Origin of the sequence: Levilactobacillus tangyuanensis (assembly GCF_003946545.1) — a bacterium.
In the GTDB taxonomy this organism is placed as follows: Bacteria; Bacillota; Bacilli; order Lactobacillales; family Lactobacillaceae; genus Levilactobacillus; species Levilactobacillus tangyuanensis.
In genome coordinates, this window is sequence record NZ_RHOA01000001.1 from 158,326 (window position 1) to 178,453 (window position 20,128).

The 20,128-nt window shown below is 52.6% G+C and carries 18 protein-coding genes; 10 read left to right on the forward strand and 8 right to left on the reverse strand.

The window, feature by feature from the left end:
- Positions 1–205 precede the first annotated feature (205 nt).
- Positions 206–1,144, forward strand: a complete 939-nt coding sequence (locus EKM96_RS00725; RefSeq protein ID WP_125638372.1) for a DMT family transporter — start codon at positions 206–208, stop codon at positions 1,142–1,144.
- A gap of 79 nt (positions 1,145–1,223) precedes the next feature.
- Here the strand turns inward: EKM96_RS00725 and EKM96_RS00730 are convergent, their stop codons facing one another.
- On the reverse strand, positions 1,224–3,242 hold the full coding sequence (locus EKM96_RS00730) for a heavy metal translocating P-type ATPase (protein ID WP_382336179.1): 2,019 nt from the start codon (positions 3,240–3,242) through the stop codon (positions 1,224–1,226).
- A 116-nt stretch (positions 3,243–3,358) separates the two neighbouring features.
- On the reverse strand, positions 3,359–3,799 hold the full coding sequence (locus EKM96_RS00735) for a CopY/TcrY family copper transport repressor (protein ID WP_125638374.1): 441 nt from the start codon (positions 3,797–3,799) through the stop codon (positions 3,359–3,361).
- Positions 3,800–4,032: 233 nt separating this feature from the next.
- Between EKM96_RS00735 and EKM96_RS00740 the strand changes: the two genes are divergently transcribed.
- Positions 4,033–5,310 carry a D-alanyl-D-alanine carboxypeptidase family protein gene (locus tag EKM96_RS00740; protein WP_125638376.1) on the forward strand — a complete coding sequence of 426 codons (1,278 nt, stop codon included), beginning with the start codon at positions 4,033–4,035 and terminating at the stop codon, positions 5,308–5,310.
- 63 nt (positions 5,311–5,373) lie between these two features.
- Here EKM96_RS00740 and EKM96_RS00745 read toward each other — a convergent pair whose 3' ends face one another.
- Entirely contained in the window at positions 5,374–7,950 is a 2,577-nt protein-coding gene (locus EKM96_RS00745) for an ABC transporter permease (RefSeq protein ID WP_125638377.1), read from the reverse strand.
- 9 nt (positions 7,951–7,959) lie between these two features.
- On the reverse strand, positions 7,960–8,661 hold the full coding sequence (locus EKM96_RS00750; protein WP_125638379.1) for an ABC transporter ATP-binding protein: 702 nt from the start codon (positions 8,659–8,661) through the stop codon (positions 7,960–7,962).
- Positions 8,662–8,837: 176 nt separating this feature from the next.
- Between EKM96_RS00750 and EKM96_RS00755 the strand changes: the two genes are divergently transcribed.
- A complete protein-coding gene (locus EKM96_RS00755; RefSeq protein WP_125638381.1) occupies positions 8,838–9,683 on the forward strand; it encodes an aldo/keto reductase in 846 nt (281 codons plus the stop codon).
- A 106-nt stretch (positions 9,684–9,789) separates the two neighbouring features.
- Here EKM96_RS00755 and EKM96_RS00760 read toward each other — a convergent pair whose 3' ends face one another.
- Positions 9,790–10,941: a low temperature requirement protein A gene (locus EKM96_RS00760; protein ID WP_164510944.1), complete on the reverse strand. Its 1,152-nt coding sequence runs from the start codon at positions 10,939–10,941 to the stop codon at positions 9,790–9,792.
- Positions 10,942–10,986: 45 nt separating this feature from the next.
- Entirely contained in the window at positions 10,987–11,877 is an 891-nt protein-coding gene (locus tag EKM96_RS00765) for a LysR family transcriptional regulator (protein WP_125638384.1), read from the reverse strand.
- Between the two features lie 121 nt (positions 11,878–11,998).
- On the opposite strand from EKM96_RS00765, the gene EKM96_RS00770 reads away from it, so the two are divergent.
- The 7 genes from EKM96_RS00770 (at position 11,999) to EKM96_RS00800 (ending at position 17,312) form a co-directional block, all read left to right on the forward strand.
- Positions 11,999–12,376: a DUF2255 family protein gene (locus EKM96_RS00770; protein WP_125638386.1), complete on the forward strand. Its 378-nt coding sequence runs from the start codon at positions 11,999–12,001 to the stop codon at positions 12,374–12,376.
- Positions 12,377–12,386: 10 nt separating this feature from the next.
- Complete coding sequence (locus EKM96_RS00775) at positions 12,387–13,331, forward strand: aldo/keto reductase (protein ID WP_225417535.1); 945 nt, start codon at positions 12,387–12,389, stop codon at positions 13,329–13,331.
- A gap of 98 nt (positions 13,332–13,429) precedes the next feature.
- Positions 13,430–14,071, forward strand: coding sequence for an NAD(P)H-binding protein (locus tag EKM96_RS00780; RefSeq protein ID WP_125638390.1), 642 nt, complete (start codon positions 13,430–13,432; stop codon positions 14,069–14,071).
- Between the two features lie 12 nt (positions 14,072–14,083).
- Positions 14,084–14,992 carry an amidohydrolase family protein gene (locus EKM96_RS00785; protein ID WP_125638392.1) on the forward strand — a complete coding sequence of 303 codons (909 nt, stop codon included), beginning with the start codon at positions 14,084–14,086 and terminating at the stop codon, positions 14,990–14,992.
- Positions 14,993–15,012: 20 nt separating this feature from the next.
- Positions 15,013–15,603 carry a DapH/DapD/GlmU-related protein gene (locus tag EKM96_RS00790; RefSeq protein ID WP_125638810.1) on the forward strand — a complete coding sequence of 197 codons (591 nt, stop codon included), beginning with the start codon at positions 15,013–15,015 and terminating at the stop codon, positions 15,601–15,603.
- A gap of 4 nt (positions 15,604–15,607) precedes the next feature.
- Complete coding sequence (locus EKM96_RS00795) at positions 15,608–16,264, forward strand: putative quinol monooxygenase (protein WP_125638394.1); 657 nt, start codon at positions 15,608–15,610, stop codon at positions 16,262–16,264.
- Positions 16,265–16,304: 40 nt separating this feature from the next.
- Positions 16,305–17,312, forward strand: coding sequence for an aldo/keto reductase (locus EKM96_RS00800; protein WP_125638396.1), 1,008 nt, complete (start codon positions 16,305–16,307; stop codon positions 17,310–17,312).
- A 170-nt stretch (positions 17,313–17,482) separates the two neighbouring features.
- Here the strand turns inward: EKM96_RS00800 and EKM96_RS00805 are convergent, their stop codons facing one another.
- Together EKM96_RS00805 and EKM96_RS00810 are read right to left on the reverse strand one after the other, a co-directional pair.
- Positions 17,483–19,207 carry a hypothetical protein gene (locus tag EKM96_RS00805; protein ID WP_125638398.1) on the reverse strand — a complete coding sequence of 575 codons (1,725 nt, stop codon included), beginning with the start codon at positions 19,205–19,207 and terminating at the stop codon, positions 17,483–17,485.
- 158 nt (positions 19,208–19,365) lie between these two features.
- Positions 19,366–19,929 (reverse strand): L,D-transpeptidase, encoded by a 564-nt coding sequence (locus tag EKM96_RS00810; RefSeq protein ID WP_125638400.1) that lies wholly within the window; start codon positions 19,927–19,929, stop codon positions 19,366–19,368.
- Positions 19,930–20,128: the final 199 nt, after the last annotated feature.

Sequence of the window (20,128 nt, forward strand, 5' to 3'; positions counted from 1 at the left end):
ACTAGACCAATTTCTGGAGCTGATGGCTGGTTTAGCGTAAATAAATGGCTAGTGACAGGTGGTAACTAACAACCAATTAATTTATATTTAGAAAAAGGCGTTAACCTACCGGTGATTTTTGTTATAATGGCTAACATGTTATAAATTTTATGGATAAGAGGGATCGTATGGGATTTGAGCAAAACACTGATGGGAAGTGGCAAGGATGACGCAGGGGCATCACTTACGAGGAATCATGTTGGCCAGCGTGGCCTGTATGCTTTGGGGCATCTCTGGTGTTGCCGCCAGCAGTCTTTTTGCCATGAATCCAGACGTTTCTCCGCTCTGGCTGACGCAGGTTCGGATGATTATTGCCGGCATTATCCTCCTCATCATGGCTCAGGGCGTGGGGGCCAAACCCATGCAGCTCTGGAAGAACAAGTACACCGCGACGCGGATTGTGAGCTATGCCCTATTGGGGATGGTTCCCGTTCAGCTGTGCTATTTTGAAGCCGTCAAGTATGGTAATGCGCCGGTCGCAACGATCATTCAATTCTTAGGGCCCTTCATCATTAGCCTCTATTACTTGGTCTTCAAGCACACCAAGCCAACGCGTTCGGAGGCGATCGGCATGGTGGTGGCCTTCGTCGGCACCCTACTAATCGTGACGCATGGGCATCTGAATAGCTTGGCCATCTCGCCGGCTGTGCTGGTTTGGGGACTCTTATCCGCAGTCGGTGTGGCAACGAACACGCTGATTCCACGGCCTTTATTGACCAAATTCGGGTCATTATCGGTCACCGGATGGGGCTTGCTGGTAGCAGGGGTCTGCCTGAATGTCGTCAAACCCCTGTGGCAAGTTCATTTGACCCTCGACTGGGCGCAGATCAGCATGCTGGGGATTATCATTATCTTTGGGACGGTCATTCCGTTTCAAATGTTTGCTCACAGCCTGGGCTATATTCTGCCAACGGAAGCCTCGTTGTTGGATGCCTTTGAGCCGCTGGCGGCCACGGTATTTTCCGTGTTGTTCTTGAGTGTCCAATTGACGGGATTTGACCTGTTTGGTGGTGCGCTCATCATCTTTGCGGTCATGATTCTCTCGTTGGACGCCCAAACGTTGGCGGTCCTGCTACATCGGCGGCATTCACAGGACACAGACTAAATTTAATTGAACCGAAAAATGCCTCGGAACTCTCACATGAGTTCCGAGGCATTTGTTTTTTATTCATTCAGATTCATTTCTATTCTGCGATTGGCTTGATCTTAAGGGTCATCGCGTTAATCGCCACGATAATGGTACTCAGGGACATGATGACCGCCCCAACCATTGGATCGAGCATGAAGCCGATTGGTGCCAGAACACCGGCGGCTAAAGGAATGGCTAGCAGGTTGTAGCCAGCCCCCCACCAGAGGTTTTCGGTCATCTTCCGGTTGGTAGCGCGAGCCAGGTCGAGGAATTGAATGACATCAGCCGGGTCGCTGGCAACCAGGATGATGTCGGCGGACTTAATCGCCACGTCGGTCCCCGATCCAATGGCCATCCCAATGTCGGCGCGGGCTAGGCTAGGCGCGTCGTTGACACCATCACCGATGAAGAGTACCTTACCATCGGCTTGGTACTTTTGTACGAGGCGTTCCTTGTCTTCAGGCAAGAGTCGTGCTTGGACGTCGTCAATCCCAACGGCAGCGGCGACCTTGTTGGCCGTTTCTTGGTTGTCACCGGTTAACATGACGGGTGTGATGCCTTGGGCCTTGAGTGAAGTGACCAGCATCTTAGCAGCCGGCTTAATTTCATCACCTTCGGCCACGAGGCCCAAGACCTTTTCGCCAGCAACTAAGAAACTAATGGAGTTGCCTTCGGCGGCGAATGCCTTGAATTGGTCATGGTCGTAGTCCAAGTGGTGTTGGTCGAGGTAGGCGACGGAGACGACACCGTAAGTGGTCCCATCAATATCGCCGAATTGACCTAACCCGGTCTCTTGGTGTGTATCGTTAGCTGGCGTGAAGTGAATGTTCTTACCCTTAGCATCGCTCAGAATCCCGGTTGCCAGGGGGTGGCTCGATCCGCTTTCAAGGCCGGCCATCAGGGCCAACACGTCATCGTCGGTGTGATCGGCATCGAGACTGATTAAATGGTTGACTTGGAAGTGACCCATGGTTAAGGTGCCCGTCTTGTCCATTAGGGCAAACTTTAGTTTGTTAACTTGTTCCATGGCGTCCCGGTTCCGGATTAACAGCCCATTTTGGGCGGCTAACGCGGTACTCCGAGCGACAACCAGGGGAACGGCCAGGCCTAATGCGTGAGGGCAGGCGATAACGAAGACAGCAACGGCAACGGGTAAGGCCACGGCCAGATTACCCACAAACATCCAGACGATGAAGGCCAGGATGCCGGCAAAGAGGGCGGCGTAGAACAACCAGCCGGCAACCCGGTTCGCCAGGTTTTCCGACTTAGACTTGGAATTCTTGGCATTTTGAATCAGGTCCATCACCTTGGCCAAGTAGCCGGAATCTCCGGTTCCCGTAACCTTAGCGGTGAAGGTCCCGGTTCCGTTGACGGAACCACCGATGACGTCGTCACCCTCGGTCTTCTTAACCGCCTTGGATTCCCCAGTTACCAGGGATTCATTGACGTCTGATGTTCCGCTAATGATCTTAGCATCGGCAGGAATTTGTTCGCCAGCCCGAACGGCAACGACTTGGCCAACATGTAAATCACTGAGTTGGACATCCGTTGCGGTGCCATCATCGGCGATGACATGGGCGGTTTGTGGGAGCAGCTTACCGAGAGCGTCAACGGCCGACCCGGCGTTCATCACGGTATTCATTTCAATCCAGTGACCCAGTAGCATGATGACGATCAAGGTGGATAATTCCCAGAAGAAGTTGTTCACCATTGGCGTGACATGTAGGATATCATTGGCAATAACGGCGTAGATACTGTAGATGTAAGCCACGCTGATCCCCATTGAAATCAAGGTCATCATGGCGGGTTGCTTCAATTGAAGTTCCGCCTTGGCGCCACTGATAAATGGCATGCCGCCATAGAAGAAGAGGATTGATCCTAAGATGGCCACGACCCAGTCGCTACCAGGAAACATAATTTGGAAGGGTAACTTGGCGCCCATCATTGGGGACATGAGGACCACGGGAATCGTGAGAATCAGGCTGACCCAGAACTTACGCTTTAGGTTGCCCATGTGCATCATGTGGCCATCCCCCATGTCCATATCCATGTGGGTCATGTCCATGTTGCTCATATCCATATCGCCGTGGTCCACGTCGCCAGAATCCATCTTCATGTTGGCCATGTCGTCATGGTCCATCTTCATGTTCGGATCCATCTTGTCATGATTCATTTCACTTGCATTCATAACTAGCAGCTCCTTTCGCAGCCCTCCGGTAGGCAATCACAGTCAACCATGGTTGGTGCCGTGGGAAGTTTCTTCTGTAAGACATCGATTAAGTTTTCCACGTCATCGTGACTCAGTTCAAGTTGGTCGAGGACGTGGGCTAAGCTGGTCCCGCGGTGCATGGCACACATCTGATTGAGTTCAGTTATGAGGGCGGTATCCATTGCGCTCTGTTCGTCAATCAAGGGGGTGTAAATGAACTGGCGGCCATTCTTGGTGGTGGCCAGAGCGCCCTTCTTAACGAGGCGACCAATTAAGGTCTTGATGGTGGCGGGTTTCCAGTCGTGTTGTTGTTCGAGTAAATCAATAATGGTGCGGCTATCGGCTTCTTTTAAAGTCCAGACAATCCGCATGACACGCCATTCGGCATCTGAAATGGTTACGGTTAATTCGGTTGTGGCCATGGTTATCGGCTCCTTTGTTTACGGTTGTAATCCCTCTAGGATTAAATTGAGTTTACATCCGTAAACGTAAGAAGTCAAGCGGGTGGGCCGGCTTTTTTACAATTGGAATAATAAGAGATTAAAATTTGCGCAAGTTTGATTAATTTCGCCCCAAGTGACGGGGGTTTTTGTATAATGGGTTAAGTTAATTAGGCGTAAGTTATGTTGCTTATGCGAAAGGAGCGTCAATGCTTGTGGTCGATTTAAAACGTTGGGTGTGGCGGGGCTTACTACTGAGCCTCATGGCCGCCTTCTTTGGTGGCGGGGTTACCGCTCACGCCGCTACGAATACAGTGACGAAGGTCCCCGCACGGTCGGCCTTCGTCATGGATGCCCAAAGTGGCCAAGTCCTTTACCAACAGAATGCCGATCGGCGTTATCCGATTGCGTCGCTATCGAAGCTGATGACCGTGTATCTGACGGTTAAGGCCATTAATGATGGTAAGATCGGCTGGGATGACCAAGTCACGATGTCGAAGGACCTACTTAAACTGAGTCATAGCTATGCGTACTCTTCCCTACGAATGAAGAGCGGCGAACAGTTCACGGTGCGACAGTTAGTGGAGGCGGCCATGATTGCTTCGTCCAATAGTGCCGCGACGGCATTAGGAGAATACGTGGCAGGAAATAATGCCGATTTTATCAAGCTCATGAATCAACAGAGTGCCGACTGGGGCATCGAGGCCCATTTCATTAGTTCATCAGGCTTGGACAATACCGATCTGAAGGATTACAACCTGGTCTTGCCGAACACGGGTAAGAAAGAAGAAAATTTGGTGTCGGCTAAGGCCATTACCACGGTTGCGCAACATTTGTTGGCGGCCGATCCCCAGATTACCCAGATGTCGAACCGAACCGAGGCCACGATTAATGGCACCAAGATTTTTAACGAGAATAGCTGTTTAAAGGGTAAGAGTCAGTATAAGAAGGAAAGCCAGATCGATGGTCTGAAGACCGGGTTCACGGAAAGCGCCAAGCTTTGTTACACCGCCACCTATAAGGTTAACGGCCAGCGAATGATTGCGACCATTATTGGTGGCGATACGACCTTCTCGGCGATGAACAAACTCATCAAACAGACGAAGCAGGCGTATCAATTAGAGACGACCCCTTTAACGAGTCAACGGATTAACCTGGCCAATGGGTTAGCCACCACCGTTGCTGCCGAGCCCATTACCGGGCAGGCGGGTGTGTGGTACCAGAACCAGGCGGCCAACTTGACCACCAAGGTCGCCGCTAAGCTGACGCCGAGTCAGTTAGCCTCTGGCACCGTTGACGCTGGGGAACCGGTGGCTCAGGCCACGGTAACCGATGCAACGACGGGGGCTAAGCAGCGCATTACCTATCGGGCCCAGCAAACGGCCACCTTGTTTGCGGATCGGGTGGTGTTTGCGGTACAAGCGAGTGGCGATCACCTGCTTAAGGCACTCAGCCAACCAGTCGTGAATGTATTAAGTCAGCACGTCAGTTAAACCAATAGAAAGTCGCTGCCTCACCGACCATTGTGGTCAGTGAGGCAGCGACTTTTTTGTCGTCTAGTCGACGGATTGTAGGGCATCGAGCATATTAATTCGTTTGAGCTTCCGGTGCATGATGACCATGACCAGCAGGCTGAAGGCCAAGGTGAGCAGGGCTGAGTAGACATAACTGATGGGGTGAATTCCCGGTGAGAACATCAAATTATTGGTCTCCGCCGTGGTTAAAATGTAGTGATGGAGCCAGTTGCCAAAGAAGCATCCCACGATTATTCCGAGGACGGTTAGAATGAGATTTTCACGGAAGATATACATCGTGACTTCCCGGTCGTAGAAGCCCAGCACCTTGATGGTTGAGAGCTCCCGAATCCGTTCGGATACGTTGATGTTGGTCAGATTGTACAGAACGACGAGGGCCAAGGCGCCGGCGGCTACCACGAAGATGATCACCACCAGGTTCATGGTGTCGAGCATCTGGAAGTTGGTCTGCTTCTCAGTACTGAGAAGGGTGACGTTTAGCAACCCCTTGTGCTTCAGTAGGTTGTTGGCAAAGGCATCCTGTTGTTGTTTGCCATGATGCTTGAACTGAACCAGGTTACCATTGAAGACGGGACTATTCTTAAAAACTTGGCGATAGTAACTCGGCGATAGATAGATAAAATGGTTAACGTAGTTTTCGGCGACGGCCGCGATGCGGACGTTTTTGACCGATCGGTTGCCTAGCTTGACGGGTAAGCGATCACCCGCCTTAACGTGATACATCTTCGCTAACTTCTCATCGATGATGGCGCCATGATTTCCCAGCGTTTGGGGGCTGTGCGTCTTGCGGTCGCGAAGGACCACAAAGTGTTTTAGTTGCCCGGGATGTTGGGGAACGCTCAAGGCCGCCGTTTGGTTGGCCACGCCGTCCCGCTGAACGGTGACCTGTGATTGCTTCAAGACGAGGTCGTCCTTATATAAGGTCTCGTGATGGAGTGCGTTGCGTTGTGCGGCGGTCTGCCGGCCGTTGCGCACCACGATGGCATCGTAATGCCAAAGCTGATTGAACTGCTTCAGGCTAATATCACCAATCGAATCCTTGAGACCGAAGCCCGTGATCATCATGGCCATGCAGCCGGCAATCCCCAGGACCGTCATCAGCAGTCGTTGCTTGTAGCGAAAGAGATTTCGCAGCGTGACCTTGTGATTGAAGCTGAGACGATTCCAGAGTGTGTGCCAGTGTTCCAGCCACAGGGTCTTGCCAGCCTTGGGGGCCTTGGGGAGCATGAGCGTTGCCGGAAGGCTGTTCAGGTCGACACGGAGCACGACCAGGGCACTGCCCATCGTGCAGGCGAGGGCAATGACCAAGGCAATCAGGATATCCGACCAGATGTATTGGACGTGGATAGCCGGCAGATTATACATGTTGCCGTAAGCCTGAGCAATGAATTGAGGGAAGAAGTTAACGCCAAAGCCAACGCCCAGCAGGGTGCCAGCAAGACTAGCGAGACCATCATAAAGTAAAAATTCACTGCCAATGGCGGCGTTGCTGTAACCCAGCGCCTTGAGGGTCCCCATTTGAATTCGGAGTTCCGTCACCATTCGAGTCATGGTTGTCAGGCAGATCAAGGCTGCAATCGCAATGAAGAATAACGGGAAAACCGTTGATAAGGCCACAACGCGTTGGGTATTTTCGTGATATTCGCTGTAGCCCGGATTGGCGGCGCGGCCGGTGACCAGATAAGTTGGTTTAGACATTGCGGCAATTTTGGCCTGGGCTTGGCCGATCTTAGCCTGAGCCTGTTTTAGCATTGGGGCGCCGGCCGGGAGTTGTTGTCCCAGCTGGGCGACCTTTTTTTGTTCTGGCGCCAACCGTTGTCGCGCCTGGCGTTGCAGTTGTTGTTGCCGTTTGGCGGCCTGGGGTTTGAACCAGCGCTTTAGCTTGGCCGAGTTGGCCTTAGACCGGCGATTATAGGTGCTCGTATAGGGGGTGACTCCCTTCAGGTTGTCAAAGGCCACATCCACGCGGCTGTAGACGGACTGCTTCAACGTACCGGGTTTCACAAGGGCGAAGTAGTCCAGCGTCCCCTTGCCGACGGTGGTTACACCGCGATCCGTGGTTTCTAAGAAACGCGGTGAGTTCACGAAGCCGACGATTTTAAATTGGTGGCGGGTGAACTGGCGGTTGAGTGCCTTGGTCGTGGCGATCCGATAGGTGCTCCCCAGCCGTAACTCTGGCTGAAGGGTGCGGGCCTGTTGGTCCAGGACGATTTCATTTGCCCGTTTAGGTAGTCGGCCACTGACGACCTTAACACGGTTCAATCGCTGACGGTCGGGAATTTCTGCAACTCGGACAACCCGATTATTATTCAGCTGATTGATATCCACGGTCTTGGTGGCCTGCCAGGTCAGCTCGTGGTCGTGTTCCTTGAGAACTTTCAGGTCGGCCGGGGTAATCCCCGCCGTTGACTGAACGGTTTGGGTGGCTAGTCGTTGTTTAGCGTAGTAATCAGTGGCCGCTTGCAGCATATCGGGACCACTGGCCCGGATACCGGTATAGAAGGCGACGCCCATGAAGATGATCAACATGATGGAAATGAAACGGGCCTTGGAATGGCGAATCTCACGGAACAACAGTTTAAAGTAAACGTTAGTCATGCTGGTCACCTACCATTCGATGTCGGCGATAGGCGTTGGGTGGTCGTTACGCCGGACCGATTGAACCTGCGCGTCGTTAATGTGAATCACTAAGTCGCCCATCTCCGCAATGGCACTGTTATGCGTCACGATGATGACGGTCATGTTGGTTCGCCGGGCACCGTCTTGAATAACTTGAAGAACTTGCTTACCGGTCTGATAATCGAGGGCCCCGGTGGGTTCATCGCATAGGAGCAGCTTGGGATTCTTGGCGACCGCTCTGGCGATGGCGACCCGTTGCTGTTCACCACCAGAGAGTTGGGCCGGGAAGTTGCCGGCTCGGTTGGTCAGGCCCACTAGCGCCAAGGTTTCGTCGACATCGTGGGCGTCACTGGTAATCTGCGAGGCCAGTTCAACGTTTTCTTTGGCCGTTAGGTTGGGAACCAGGTTGTAAAATTGAAAAACAAAACCGACGTCCTGCCGCCGGTAGGTCGTGAGTTGTTTCGAATTGAGTTGGGCGATGTCCTTGCCATCGATGATGACCTGGCCACTCGTTGGGCTGTCCATACCGCCCAAGATATTTAGCAGGGTCGACTTGCCGGCCCCACTAGGCCCCAAGATGGTCACGACGTCACCTCGTTCGACATCGAAGGAGATATCGTTGTTGGCAACGGTGGCTTGATCGCCCTGATTGAAGCGACGATATTCGTTTTTTACGGTTATGTAGGCCATAGTTAGGTCTCCTATTCTTATGAATTGAATTAGGTTAATTGTAGGCGGAACGGTGATTGAACGCAATCGGAAACGGTTACAATTGAAGAATTGGATTAGGCCAACCTTTTTATTTGCCTTCGAGTGGCCCTAAGGTCGTATACTAATTCTCATGAAGTGTTGAAGGAGGATTTCTTATGCCAACAATTACAGATACGTTTGATTTAAACAACGGCCTCGAGATGCCTAAGGTCGGTTTTGGGACCTGGCAGACTCGGCCTGGTCAGGAAACTTATGATGCCGTCAGCAATGCCCTAAAGGCTGGCTATCGGTTCATCGATACCGCCGCGGCCTATGGCAACGAGGCGAGTGTCGGCGAAGCCATCGCCGATAGTGACGTGGCTCGGGAGGATATCTTTGTGCAGACCAAGCTTCCCGGCGAGACTAAGGATTATGAGGGCACCCTGGCGGACTTTGATCGAAGCCTGGCCGAACTGAAACTCGATTACGTGGATTCCTATATTATCCACGCCCCCTGGCCATGGAACCAAATGGGTGCCAACTATGATGCTGAGAACCGCGATGTTTGGCGGGCGATGCAAGACATCTACAACAGTGGCCGGGCCAAAGCCATTGGTCTTTCCAACTTCAATTCGCATGACATCGAAAGCCTGCTGAATTGGGATGGCTTGACGGTCAAACCAGCCGTGGACCAGATCCAGTACTACGTCGGCCACACCCAAGCCTCAATCGTGGCAACTGCCAAGGCCAATCAGATTGTGGTTCAGGCCTACTCACCATTGGCCACCGGTGGCCTGGTTGATAGTCCGGAATTGGAACGGGTTGCGGGTAATTATGGCGTCACGATTCCCCAATTGGCCCTCCGATTCATCATCCAAAATGGAATTGCGCCGCTACCAAAAGCGCGGGCGATGGCCCACGTGGAGGCTAATACCCAGCTTGACTTTGCGATTAATGATAAGGATATGGCGTTCCTAAACCGCCTAAATGATGCCAATGGCTGGCATCCAGTTGGTGATTAATTCACCGTTTAAAAAAAGAATCGTCCTTATCCATTAATCGGATAGGGGCGATTCTTTTGGGATATTGCGAAAAAAACGGATTGAATTTCGTTAGTAAGGGTAAGGACTACTGATTATCGGCCCAAGTCCAGACGCCAATTCCCAACAGGAGCAGGTCCGTGATAAACAGGCCGATAAAGACGGGGGCCAGCGCTAGGAGCAGGATGATGACGATACTGGCGGCGATCCATTTGAATTGATAGGTCGGCAAGGGATCCACGTTGTATAGCTTCGGCACCGCTAGGGCTAGGAGCGCGCACAACATCAGGGCCGTAACGATGACCAGGCCGTGGTAATAGACGGTCTCACCGGATTCAAGCGTTTGCGAAATGAAGAATGATTGGAGAATCAGGCAGGCAATCAGGAACCGATGAATGCCCCGGAAGAGGGAGATGGGCCAGTATCGGTGCGCCGTCACCGTGCGTTCATCCATCAAGGTGTAGTAGATCATCCAGGTGCCGATGATGCAGGCGAGCGCGATGATAAAGTGGCCGTAGTCCGCGATGTGCGTGTGTTCCTCCGACATGTGTTCGATGATGCCGGCCAACGATTCGCCGAGGACAATCATGGTGAATAGGCCATACCGTTCTAGCACGGCAGAATTCAACTCGAAGGGAATCTGGCGGGTCTTGAATTCGCGATCGAAGTTGCCGCTTTCGGCCATGACGGTGCTGACAAAGATTAACAGGCTGGCGACGATGAGCCCCTGTTGGACAGCCAGGTTAGGCACCCAAATGCTGCCAATAAAGATTGCCTCGCCGATCAGATATGAAATCAAGAATGGTCGCGTGGTGGTCGCGTGCAGCGGATCGGCAATCATGGTCCGGAAATACAGATACATGTAGATGAGTTGATTGAACGAGTAGGCCAGAATGAAACCGGTGTAGTGGCCGGCAAAGGCATCGGGAGTGAACGTGGCCGTGACCGCTACCGCCACAATTTGCAGGAGGGCGAAGCAGACGTTTCGGAGATTGTTTTCCCCGTGCAGGTCGAAGTAGAGGACCATGTTGGTCCAGGTGTTGAAGAAGAATAGGAAGAGTACCCAGAACGTGACAAAGCCAAATAGGTTGAAGTGCTCGGATAGATTTTCCACGAAGCTATGGATGATGACAACGTAGACCAGGTCGGAGAAAAGCTCCAGCCAGGATATTTTACGATTTTCAATGGCATTGGTGATGGTTCGCGGTGCGCCCCACCAGGATTTACGGTTCGTGTTCACGTGATGACCCCCAAAGGTAATTTATTTTTAAGCTGAAGGATGACCTTAAATTGGCATTTGACGAACTTGGCTGACCACGAAGTCAATCCAGGCCTGCGTAATGGGTGACGGTGTGTGGTTCTTGCGCCAGATCATGGTGTGCCGGGTTTGACTCGTCGGACTGAAGGGGACGAAGGCCAGTTGGTGGTTGAGATAGAAGTCCAGGACGCCATCGATGCCGATGTCGTAGTAGCCGTGATTTACCATGAGTGGCACAACGTTATTTTCCAAATTACGATCGCCGCGGAAGTTCAGGCTGTCCGAGTCGACTCGCAGCCAGGTAGCAATCTGGTTTTGAACGATCTGGCGCCGCGGACCAATCAGCGGGAGGTCGGTCAGGTCGGCACCGGTAACGACCTTGTGGGAGGCCAGGGGCGCATCGTGAGCCATGATGAGGCCCCAGGTCTCCGTCACCGGAATCGAATGCGCGTGATACTTGGCCGATTCAATGGGCTCCAGCAGGAAACCGACATCGAGTTCGCCGCGATCCATCTGGGCCCGGATGGAATTGCCATCGGCCGAGAATAGGGAAAAGTGAATGTTCGGGTGTTGGTGCTGGAAGTCCGCCAGCCAATCGGCAACGTGCGTTGAAATCTTACTCTCAACGCAACCAATGCGCAGGTTGCCGGCCAGTCCGGTCGTTTGTTGTTGAATATCTGTGGTCGTCTGGGCCACGATGTTTAGGATTTTCTGGGCCCGTTGTTCGAAGAGCACGCCGGCATCGGTCAGCGTGATCGACCGCTTGCCCCGAATGAAGAGTTGAGCGCCAACCTCTTCCTCTAAATCTTTGAGCTGACGCGAGAGGGTTGGCTGGGTGGTGTGCAGCTCGTTGGCCGCTTGGGTGATATTCCCGACACGGGTGAGGACGATGAAATTCGTGAGCATTCGGGTTTCCATTAGCGATCCTCCTTAAGCATACATAAATTGAATGATAAAGCATGATAACTAAGCATTTTACATTATTATCAATCGCCGGTATCATGTTGTCAATGAGTTAATCCTGAAGGGAGTTTTTAAGATGGCAAAATGGACTGCCACACAATTAAACGAGTTTACCACCGCTGATGATATGCACGTTTCGCCGTTCTATGAAGATGGCAAAACGCCCGGCACGCCGACCTGGATCTGGTCGGTGGTCGTTGATGGAAATCTTTATGTCCGAGCCTGGAACGGACAAAATTCACGCTGGTATCAATCGGCGAAGCAACAGGGAGCCGGACGGATTCATCTGGCCGGCCGGGACTATGACGTGGCCTACGTCCCGGTGACGACCGATGATCCCCTGACTGCGGCCATCAGTCAGGCCTATGAAACCAAGTATGCTGGTAGTCCGTACTTAGCCCCCATGGTTGAGTCCGGTCCCATCAGTGCGACCGTTCGTTTGGATTTAAAATAAAGGAGATTTTATGATGACAACAACACCTAAAATTGCGTTAGGAACCTGGGCCTGGGGCGATACGCCAGACGGCCAAGTATTTGGTAACCATTTAACCGCGACCGATTTGAAACCGGTGGTTGACGATGCAATGGCGGCGGGATTGACCCTCTGGGACACCGCCTATGCCTATGGTTCCGGGGCCTCCGAAGACAAGCTGGGAGACCTATTGCAGGACTATCCGCGTGACAGTTACCAACTGTCCACGAAGTTCACCCCCCAAATGGCGGCCGGCGATTCCGATCACGAGGTGGCCGATATGCTGGCGGGCAGCCTGAAACGGCTGCACACGGATTATATCGATATTTACTGGATTCATAATCCGGCGGACGTGGAAAAGTGGACCCCACAGTTAATTCCATTGCTTCAAAGCGGTCAGATTAAGCGAGTGGGGGTTTCTAATCATAACCTGGCACAGATTAAACGGGCCAACGAAATCCTGGGCGAAGCCGGATTCCAGGTCTCTGCGGTGCAGAACCACTTTAGTCTCTTGTACCGGTCCTCGGAAGAGGCGGGGATTATCGATTACTGTCGGGAACACGATATCACCTTCTTCGCCTACATGGTTCTGGAACAAGGCCTGTTGAGTGGTCGCTTCGATGTTGACCATCCGTTACCAGCCGGCAGCATGCGGGCCAGCGTTTACAATGAGGTTCTGCCCCAAGTGAGCGCTCTAACGGCCGGTCTGCAGGAGATCGGCGCGGCTCAAGGGGCCTCAGCGGCCGAAGTAGCCACCGCTTACGCCATTGCCAAGGGCACCACACCGATCATCGGGGTGACGAAGGCCAAGTATATTCCGAGCGAGGCTAAGGCCATGGCATTGACCTTAACGCCCGCTGATATCAAGCGGTTAGAGGATTTGGCCCAGGCGGCCAATGTTGATACAAAGGGGTCATGGGAAGCCCCAATGGCCTAATAATGGTATGATGAAAACGGTATCACCAAACGGGATGGGCCTTAGCCCATCCCGTTTCGGCGAGGGTCAATTAAATTAAAATCTAGGAGGAACACAATATGACTAAGGTAATGATTTTAGGCGCCCACGGGGCCATGGCTCGTTTGGTAACGGAACGGTTGTTAGCCGAAACGGATGACACGTTAACCTTATTTCTGCGGAATGCGTCTCGTTTAGCGGAATACGCAGACAACGATCGGGTAAAGGTCGTTGATGGGGATGTCCACGATACCGCCGCGGTGGCGACGGCGATGGCCGATGCCGACGTGATTTATTCCAACCTGGGTGGCAGTGACCTTGACGTTCAGACCCAGAGCGTGGTCGATGCGATGAAGCAAACGGGTAAGCAACGCCTCATCTACATCAGTTCATTGGGCGCCCACAACGAGGTTCCCGGCAAGTTTGGTGAATGGAATGAAGAAATGATTGGCGCCTACCTGCCAGCGTTCCGGCAGACCAGCAAATTGGTTGCGGCCTCGGGCCTGACTTACACGGAAGTTCGGCCTGCTTGGTTGACCGACAACACCGAGGTGGACTATGAAGTGACCACGTTGGCCGATGGCTTCAAGGGAACCGAGGTTTCTCGTCGCAGCGTGGCGGACTTTGTGGTCAAGGTTCTGAACGATACCAGTAGCTATGAAAATGCCAGCGTTGGCCTGGACAAGGCCGGTACCGATGGTGATAAGCCTAGCTGGTACTAGGGGGGCGCAACGATGACGGTCATTGATGTTTTTGCGCACGTCCTACCACCAAAGTTCCTGCAACAAATGCAGGCATTGAATCCAAAAATTCTAGATAACTTTCCCTATATGAAGAATGACCTGCTAACCGATCTGGATCAGCATCGGGCCAGCTTACCCGCCGATCATCAACAGATTATTTCGGCGGTGAATCTAAATCCCGAAGACTTTGTCGATTCGGATCAGGCAGCCGAGTTGTGTCGATCGGCCAATGATGAAATGGCCGATCTGGTTCGTGATAATCGTGACATCTTCCCGGCGGGCGTGGCCATGTTGCCAATGAATAATATCCCGGAAGCCTTGAAGATTATCGATGATCAGGTGGCCAATAGTGATGCTCTGGTTGGTGTACAGCTCTTCACACAGGCACTGGGACAACCGATTACGGCGTCGGAATATGAACCGGTCTTTGCCAAGCTGGCCAGTGTGAACGCGCCAATCTGGCTTCATCCAGTCTTCGATACCCATAAGACGGATAACGAGCTGACCTTTAGCTGGGAGTACGAGTTGACGCAGGCCATGAATGGCATTGTTGCGGCGAGCTATTTCCGTAAATACCCTAACCTGAAGGTCATTGTGCACCATGCCGGTGCGATGGTGCCCTACTTCAGTCAACGGATTAAATACATTCAATCGGCAGAGAACTACACCGATTTCCAGAAATTTTATGTGGATACGGCGATCCTGGGAAATCCGCAGGCCTTGGAACTTGCGGTCGATTTCTTTGGTGGCGATCACGTGCTCTTTGGCACGGACTCACCCTTTGGCATTCCTCCGGTTGGCCCCACGGCCGTGATTGAACAGGCCGTGAATGATATGGCCATCTCGAGCGACCAAAAACAGGCGATATTTAGTGAAAATTGGCAACGACTACGGAACTAGTAGAGAGTGAGGATGATGGTTTGCTAACGGAACATGAAAAATTATTGGCCGGCCAGGATTACGATTATCGTGATCCGGAACTTCAGGGCATGATTGCCCAGGGTCGTCAACGCCTAACCGTGATTAATACCAGTGCGGACGCCGAAAAACGGGCGGCGGCCATACAAGATTTCTTTGGTAAAGTCGGTCAACGCTTGACCATCAACGGGCAATTCAGTGCGGTTTATGGGCAACACATCCAGGTTGGCGACGATGTCTTCATTAACGGCAATTGTACCTTTCAAGACTCCAATCGAATTACGTTGGGGGACCGAGTGATCATCGCCCCAGATACCAAGTTGTATTGTGGCGGCCATTCGTTGGATGCAACGCAACGGTTTGGCACGCGGGCCGATGGGACCCGGTACCTGGTGACAACTACCAAGCCAATTACAATCGGGAACGATGTGTGGATTGGCGGCAACGTCACGATCATCGGGGGTGTCACCATTGGCAACAACGTGGTCGTTGGCGCGGGTGCCGTGGTTACCAAGGATGTTCCGGATAATGCCGTGGTCGGCGGCGTGCCAGCCCGTCTGATTAAACCGTTACCGGCTCTCGATAAGGAGTGATGGCATGAGTGAAGGTGGACAGCCACTCTTTCGGCTATTTAAAATTAAGATTGATGGCGACCAGCAGGCGAGATTTGCAACAGTTGGTCGGCAGAATTTGCTGACTTCCCATGCAAATGAACCCGGGACGCTGGCCATGTACTCGACGCGATTGCTCAGTGATCCCAGTGAAAAACGAGTAATCGAAATGTATCGCGATGAGGCCAGCTACGACGTGCATGCCCATTCACCACAGTTCGCGGCGTTTCGGTCCATGGCTCAGGACGTGGTTCGGGAGTCAAAGGTGATCAATCTAAGACCGGCCCTGGTATTGGAACGGTCGGAACCGTTGACGGCTACCGGCGATGCGGGCTATCGGCTGGAATTAACCGAGGTTACGGTGAAGGCGGATCAAGGGCAACCATTTAAGAAATTGCTGGTGGACAGTCAACGACACCTGTTTAAGACCGAGTCCGAGGTGTTGGTGACGGCGGTTGGCCAGTCCATGGTTGATCCACAGTCCTGGGTCATCTTCCGGGTTTCCTGTGGTGAGGCGGCGACCCAGGCGGCCGTTGATCAAGACTATCAACGGCAAGTTGCCAACCTGGTCGATCACACAGAGACCGTTCAATTGGCGGCGGAGACGCTAGTGACGCAGGGTGGTTTATCGATAATTGACTAGTTGTGAAGTTGAGAATTTAGAGATAAAGGATGATTGACTGATGGAGTATACGAAGTTAGGACGAACTGGACTAGATGTTTCACGACTTTGTTTAGGGACGATGGGCTTTGGCAATGCGTCCACGGGGATGTTTCCCTGGGCCGTTGGCGAAGAACAAAGTGAACAAGTGATTCGTGAAGCCCTGGATCTGGGCATTAATTTTTTCGACACGGCGAATATTTACTCACACGGTGATAGCGAACGGTTTGTCGGTAAGGCGTTGAACAAGCTGGCCAATCGCGATGAAATTGTGCTGGCGACGAAGGTGTTCTTTACCCCAGAAAAGGCACCTAATGTGGCCGGCCTATCGCGAAAGGCGATTCTGTCGCAGATTGACAAGAGCCTGGAACGCCTGAACACGGATTATGTGGATCTGTACGTCATTCACCGGTGGGACTACAACACGCCAATCGAGGAAACGATGGAAGCCCTAAACGACGTGGTTAAATCCGGCAAAGCACGCTACATTGGGGCGTCGGCAATGTTTGCTTGGCAATTCGAAAAGGCCCAAGCCGTGGCCGAAAAGCACGGTTGGACCAAATTCGTTTCAATGCAAAATCACTTGAACCTGTTGTATCGGGAAGAGGAACGGGAGATGTTACCGCTGTGTGCCGATCAAGGCATTGCGGTGACGCCCTATAGCCCCTTGGCCTCTGGTCGGCTGACCCGTGACTGGTCCGGTGATAGTAAGCGCTATGCAACGGATGCGGTAGCTCGTTCCAAGTACGATGATGCCAAGCAATTGGACCTGCCCATTATCCAACGAGTTGGTGAGATTGCCGATAAGTATGGTGTGGACCGGGTACAGATCGCGTTGGCCTGGTTACTGCAAAAGAAGACGGTGACGGCGCCCATCATTGGCGCCACAAAGTCCAGTCATTTGACGGGGGCGGTCAAGGCGCTCGATGTTCATCTGAGTGCCGAAGACGTGACCTATCTAGAAGAACCCTACCTGCCACATGAACTCGTCGGGCCCTTAACGGCCGAGGATACGGATTATCAACGGTAAATCAGTTAAAATTGGTCTCTCGCTAAATCGCGTGAGGCCTTTTTTTGTTGGTTGGAATGGGCTATCCGATGTGGTGCTATTAGCAGAACACAAACAAAGCCTCACCCAAATGACTGAGTGAGGCTTTGTTCAGATATCAGTAATAGCAGATAAAACCAGGGTAACGGTAATTATTTAAAGGTGCTATTCGTATAATCCTCGACGGTCCCGGTCTTGGCGCTAGCGTTGATCCGACCGGTCAGCGTGATTTGATCGCCGGTCTTCATCAGGACGGCCTTGGGATAATCCGCCGATCCCACTGTCCAGAGGGTATCGTGGCCCTTGAGGGCGAACAACACATTCTGGTTGTCACCGTTGGGGATGACGACAACCCGTTCCACGGTTCCCTTAACTTTGGTGATCTTGGAATTAGTGGTGGAGCTAGCCGTTGACCCGGCGGTGGCGAGTTGCACGCGGTACTGGTCGAGGGCCTGAGTGGCGGTCGTGGCATAAGCCTTCACGCTTTGATCGGCCGCCTTGATATAGGCATAGCTGCGGAAGGCCCCGGTTGAGTCTAAGAGTGACACGACCCAGGTTGGGGTGCCATCGATGTTGTACATGATAGGCATGGTGGCCGACCATTTCTGCGCCACGTATTCCTTCTCGGCAATCTTCTTGGCGCCGTCGCTATCCATGACCCCAATGTTCTTACCGGTGTAGTAGGTCAGCTCACCGGTCCGCGCATTGATCATGGAGTAGCCCATGGTGGAGTCGGCGCTGGTCTTGGGCGAGGTGAAGTCGTTGAAGTAGGAAATATTCCCGTGCTTATCGACGACGGGGGTGACGCCATCCTCGGTCCCGTTGCTGTTGGGTTCCTTGACGCCGGTCTTATTGAAATGGGCGTTGAAGTAGCCATGGCCGTACCAGCCGAAGATGTCGTTCATCTCGGCGGCGGTCGACGAGGCGATCGATTCGTTAATAAATGCGGGAGCCTTTGCGGCGGCGTACAGGTTGGTTGCCCCAGTCTTGGCATTTAGGACGACCACGTGCAGCGTCCGGTAGTTGATTCGACTGGAGACACCGCGGGCCTTGTAGACGGTTTGGATGAAGTAGGGGTCGCCGTTATCCTTGATTTCCAATTGTGGCTGACCTTCTTGAACCCAACTAGGGAAGCGGTTATAAATGACCCGTTGGGCATCGTCCATCAGGTAGGCGCTTGGGGTGTATTTCATGGCCTGTTTCACGAAGTGGGGTTCGGCATTCACATTGGTCGCATCGATGATGAAGTACCCCGGGGTGGCGCGAGCCCGTTGCCACCGCCAGAAACCATCGAATTCAACTGGCGCAATGTAGACGGTCTTGTCTTTAACCACCTGGGTCTGTAAGTCGCCGAGGCGGTAGTAGGAGGTGTTGGGTACGGTACTCATGGCCTTGTTCATCTTGTTGCGGACGGTCTTGGGGGCGATGGCAATTGGTGTGGCGTCCTTATCCAGGAGGGGGGCCGACTTCGTGGTCTTAATCTTTAATGAGTTGTAGACGGGCTTCACGCCGAAACGGGTCTGCGCGGCCCCAAAGGCACTGGTCACGAAGAGTAAACCCAAGATGAGGGCGGCCAGGTTGAGGCCACGGTTGTTGCTATGGAAGTGGGGCCGATGGGTCTCGTCCGGACCCTCGATGGTCACTTGGGGACTACTGAAGGCCAGAAATGGCAGGTAGACCAGGCCACTGACCGCGTTGATGATAATTAAATTAAAGAGGGCTTTGCTGGGCAGCGTCACGAAGACCGTTAGCAGAGCGACTAGGTAGAAGACAATATAGACGCCGATGAGTAGTTTGGCGTGACTCGGTCGCTGAATCACACCCATAACGGCCATGATAAAGGCGGCGAGCGTACAGAAGAAGGCAACGAGTAACATAGATTAAACCCTTTCTTGAATCGTCTTAGTTTTTAATATAGGTCTAGTTTAGCGTACTTAGACTCTTAACGATAGGGCGGGCAAGTTGTGGGTTGGCGGAATGCGCAAAAAAAGAGGCGGTGATGTTAGTCACTGCCTCGAACGTGATTATTGATTGATTATTTGATAACGACCTTGGTCTTCGTTGGGACGTGGTTGTAGAACCAGATAGCATCGGAGACGGTCAAACGAATACAGCCGTGACTCGCACGATGGCCGAGTTTGCGGCCTTCTGAAGCCAGGTATTGGCCGTGGCCACCGGTTGGAACGGAGTGGAAGAGATAAGTCCCGTGACCCTTGAAGGACTTCCAGTAACGGGCACCCCCACCGATCGAGGCATTGAAGAAGGACTTACCCTTGTTTTGAATATGGAACGTCCCCTTAGGGGTTGGCGTCCCCTTCTTCCCCGTGGAACACTTCATGGTGTAGAGAACCGTATTGCCACTGCGAATGTAGACCCGTTGTTTGGCAATCGAAACGCGAATGTTAACCTTTTTATGTTTCTTCAGGTTAGGGTAGGGTTTCTTTTCGGAAGGCCGCTTCCAGGCAGGGGTCTTCTTAGCTTTTTTGGCGGTCTTGGCCATGACCGTTGTTGGTTGTCGAACATAGTTAGTGGCGACAAGTCCACCAAACAACCCTAAAGCGGATAAGAGCGTGATCACGAGTAACTTCGTCTTCTTCATGTGAATTCCTCCTCGGTAACTGGTTTCATTTTATTAGTCGAGGGGGAACGTGTCAACGGGGATAACTGTGTTTGGTCTAAATTATTATTTAATTAATTGGTCGGACCAAAAAGGGGCCTAGCCAATCGGCCAGACCCGCGTTAAATCAAATGATTAATGACGAAACATGAATATTCCCCGGACGATTTCCGCCCCGATT